The sequence below is a fragment of the Vibrio makurazakiensis genome (assembly GCF_050337375.1).
Taxonomy (GTDB): domain Bacteria; phylum Pseudomonadota; class Gammaproteobacteria; order Enterobacterales; family Vibrionaceae; genus Vibrio; species Vibrio makurazakiensis.
Genome location: NZ_JAKJSW010000295.1, coordinates 1 through 4,024, shown reverse-complemented (window position 1 = coordinate 4,024; position 4,024 = coordinate 1). Strand labels below are relative to the sequence as shown.

Annotated in this window: 4 protein-coding genes; 1 reads left to right on the top strand and 3 read right to left on the bottom strand. The window is 42.2% G+C overall.

Going from position 1 to position 4,024, the window contains the following annotated elements:
• Window positions 1–216, bottom strand: a 216-nt coding sequence (locus L4C33_RS20240; protein ID WP_428814201.1) for a fumarate hydratase, incomplete at its 3' end; no start/stop codon positions are given.
• A 216-nt stretch (window positions 217–432) separates the two neighbouring features.
• On the opposite strand from L4C33_RS20240, the gene pabB reads away from it, so the two are divergent.
• Window positions 433–1,833, top strand: coding sequence for an aminodeoxychorismate synthase component I (gene pabB, locus L4C33_RS20235; protein ID WP_428814202.1), 1,401 nt, complete (start codon window positions 433–435; stop codon window positions 1,831–1,833).
• A 103-nt stretch (window positions 1,834–1,936) separates the two neighbouring features.
• On the opposite strand, the gene L4C33_RS20230 is transcribed toward pabB, so the two are convergent.
• Together L4C33_RS20230 and L4C33_RS20225 are read right to left on the bottom strand one after the other, a co-directional pair.
• Window positions 1,937–3,640 carry an ATP-binding protein gene (locus L4C33_RS20230; protein ID WP_428814200.1) on the bottom strand — a complete coding sequence of 568 codons (1,704 nt, stop codon included), beginning with the start codon at window positions 3,638–3,640 and terminating at the stop codon, window positions 1,937–1,939.
• Between the two features lie 2 nt (window positions 3,641–3,642).
• The coding region (locus tag L4C33_RS20225) for a heme NO-binding domain-containing protein (RefSeq protein WP_428814199.1) at window positions 3,643–4,024 on the bottom strand (382 nt) is incomplete at its 5' end.

Sequence of the window (4,024 nt, the reverse complement as noted above, 5' to 3'; positions counted from 1 at the left end):
CACAATACCTGTATCCTGACAGATAGGACGGTGCCCTTCTGCAGACATACGTGAATTAATTAGGATTTGAGCAATCGCATCTTTAGCGGCTTGGCTCTCTTCTTTCTCATACGCTTTTTCTAGGGCTTGGACAAAGTCTAAAGGGTGGTAATAAGAAATATATTGAAGTGCGTCAGCGACACTGCTGATCACATCTTGCTTACGAATAACCGTCATTGCATGCCTCTTTATTATCGTTCTGCTTCCATTGCCAGTTCACATTCATCGCCGCTTGTATTGAGCTATTATTTTCTAGTACTTGCGACATGAGCACATATACAAGTCTAGTCTTTACGGCGGAAATCAAGAACCCACATTATTTTCAAATTATGATACTCTTGCTTTCTCACACACGCCATTCAGTGATCGAACTCTTTGTCACAATTTAAACAAATGAATAACAACGAATTACATCCAATCCAATTAAAGCCGCTTGAATATCAACCAAACCTGTCTAAACAGCTGTTTTCACGTGTCGAAAGCGAGTCGTGGGCTATGCTATTACGCTCCGCTTCTGAAAGCCACATTGATAGCCGGTTTGACATTCTAGTTGCTCAGCCAGTGGCCACTTTAGAGACTTTCGGCGCTACAACACGTGTAAATGTTAATGGCGTTATCAAAGAGTTAGAGCAAGACCCTTTCGAGCTTTTAAATCAGTATCAACAACAGCTATTACCCAACCTTTCTCAGCATTTAGATCTACCATTCATTGGTGGGGCTCTGGGTTACTTTAGCTATGATTTAGGCCGACGCGTAGAGCAACTTCCTGAGATTGCTCAGCACGATCTCGACACGCCAGATATGGCGGTCGGGTTATATGAATGGGCTGTGATTGTCGACCATAAATTGAAAACGGCGTGTGTAGTCGGACAAAATATTGACCAACATTGGGCATGGCTTAATGAGCAACAACCAAACCCTTCACAACCTATTGATTTCGAATTAACGGGGCCTTGGACGTCAAATATGACGTTACAAGAATATTCAAATAAGTTCGAACAGGTTCAAGAATACTTGCTGTCTGGTGATTGCTATCAAATCAATTTGGCACAACGCTTCCAAGCGCCTTACCAAGGCAGCGAATGGCAAGCTTATGAAAAGTTAGAGCGCTTCAATGCTGCGCCTTTCTCAGCTTTCATTCGAATGGAAAACTCATCTATTCTCAGTATCTCCCCTGAACGCTTTCTTGAATTAAAAAGCAGCACAATTGAAACCAAGCCGATTAAAGGCACTCGCCCACGTTCGGAAGATCCAACGACCGATTTAGCTAACGCAGCTGATCTGTCTGAAGCAGAAAAAGATCAAGCCGAAAACTTGATGATCGTAGACTTGTTAAGAAATGATATTGGTCGTGTCGCTAAACCGGGCTCGGTCAACGTACCTAAACTTTTCGATATAGAAAGCTTTCCTGCGGTTCACCATCTAGTGAGTACTATTCGAGCAGAGTTAGACACTCAGTACAATGCGAATGATTTATTGCGAGCTTGCTTCCCTGGAGGGTCAATCACTGGCGCACCGAAAGTAAGAGCCATGCAAATTATTGAAGAACTTGAGCCTCATAGACGTTCAGCCTACTGCGGTAGCATTGGTTACATCAGTCGTAACGGTCGAATGGATACAAGCATTACTATTCGTACGCTCGTCGCCGAGCAGCAATGTATTTATGCTTGGGCTGGTGGTGGTGTTGTGGCAGACAGTGAGTGTGAAGCGGAATACCAAGAAACGTTAGATAAGCTCAGTCGCATACTTCCGGTACTTGCAGGGACTAATCTAATCAAGCAAAGGGTTGGTTAGGGACAGAAGTGTTAGCGAGCGATTAAACTCGACTTAAAGTAATATTAAAAGCCAATTCATCCCCTACCTAGGGAGTGAGTTGGCTTTTTGCTGAATGTGAACATTAACCCCATTTTTTTAGCATTTCACGTAAGTCTTCTGCGGTATACGGTTTACTTAGAATGTCGTCCATACCAGATTCGATACACTTTTCTCTTTCTTCAATAGTCGTGCCTGCAGTCAACGCGATAATAGGCCGAGTGTAACCACCATCACGTAATTGACGGGTCGCTTCAAAACCATCCATTAGTGGCATCCGGCAATCCATAAAGATGATGTCGTAATAATGTTCTAGTGCGTATTTCATCCCTTCAATACCGTTTTCTGCACAATCGGGAGTGATGTCGATTTTGCCCAGCATTTGCTGAATGATGATTTGGTTCATATTGATATCATCAACAACCAAAACTTGAAGTAATGAAATCCCAACTTCAGACATTATGTCACTTTCAACGTTAGCATGAACGCGTGACTCACTCAGCTCTTTCAACGGTAAGTCGATTGAGAATTTAGTTCCCTTCCCTACCGAACTGGTTACTGAAATAGACCCATCCATCAACCCTACTAGCTGTTTACATATCGCTAGACCTAACCCCGTCCCTTCATAGTTTCGGCTACTTGACCTGTCAGACTGAGTAAAGGGCAAGAATAGGTTTTCGATACTGTTTTCTGGAATACCAATTCCTGTATCTTCGACCGAACACTTCAATACCCCAAACTGCCAACGCATCATCACCTTTACTTCTCCGTACTCGGTGAATTTAATGGCGTTACCAATCAAGTTTACGAAGATTTGTGTCACTCTTTCTAAATCGCCAAAAAAGTAATGAGGTACATCACTTTCGACATCGATCGTAAATCCAATTCGCTTTTCAGACGCTTGATTAACAAAAATACCATTTAAAGTATTTCGTAGGTTCGCTAACGGGAATTTGTTTTCTATTAGCTCCAACATACCAGCATTCATTTTGCTGTAATCAAGCAAATCGTTAATGATCACTCTAAGTAGCTCACCAGATTGTGTTAGGTTTCCGACCATCTCTTGTTGGTGAACCGTTAACTCTGTATCGCTCAGCAGCTCTGCGCTACCTAACAGCCCATTGAGGGGCGTCCTTAACTCATGATTTATCATCGCAACAAATTCGCGTGTAGAACGTTCCGATTCCTCAGCCCGTCTGCGGGATTCATTATTGCGGTTTCTCGATAACTGGTGAGTGACTGCGCCACAAATCAAATCTGTAACTAATGACAGCTGGCTTACAATCAACTCCTTATCTTTCTCCCATCCTGAAAGGTTAACCTTAACAATAAGTGAGCCGACAGCCTTACGCTCAACAATGAGCGCCATATGGAGCTCATCGTCTTTCCATACGGGTTTCAAACAAGAAAAGTCGACTTTAGCTAGCGTGGGATCGCCAAAATCAGTTTTATTCAATTCAGGTAATAGCCCAGGAGGGAGGAACAAACGACTGGACTCAATAAAATAGCTCTTGGTGATTTGTTTGGTTAAATTAGACAGCATGACTTCATCAAGAGACTCGCGCAGAAATGAACCACCAAATTCGATCAGTAACATATCGACTTGAGCTTGAAACTCTATGCGCTTCATATTTTCTTTAGAGCTTTTCTCAAGCTGCTTTAATGCCAACTCTAAACTTTGGTTAGCTTCAAAGAGCTCTAAGCTTTTTTTCTCTAGTAACCGTTCAGCTTCTTTACGAGCTGCTATTTCTCGGGCTATTTTTTGTTCTAAAGCAGAGACTAAAGACATAACTATTTCACTAATTTTAAGTTAAACCGCACAACGCTTTCATCGGTATTTTGAGGAGTCATTTCTATATCAAAGGATTCGTTAAAATGATGTGCGCACCCTTTAAGTAGCCCAAGGCAAACATGCGACATGCAACGAGCACTTTTATAGTCAAACTCAAGGTTAACTTCATCCTGAGCTATAAACTCAAACCCTGGAGGCTCAGCGTCGGGGTATAACTTCTTAACCTCTACGTGAATGTACTCTTCCACATGACGAATAAACTGAAATGTTCCTTTGCTGCCTTTAATTCCAGCTTCTTCAGGTAAAGAGAGTAAAAGGTTTTTAAAAATGGCTTCACCAAAAACGCATTGCAGAGTCGAAGGTTCAATATCGGTTTTCTTA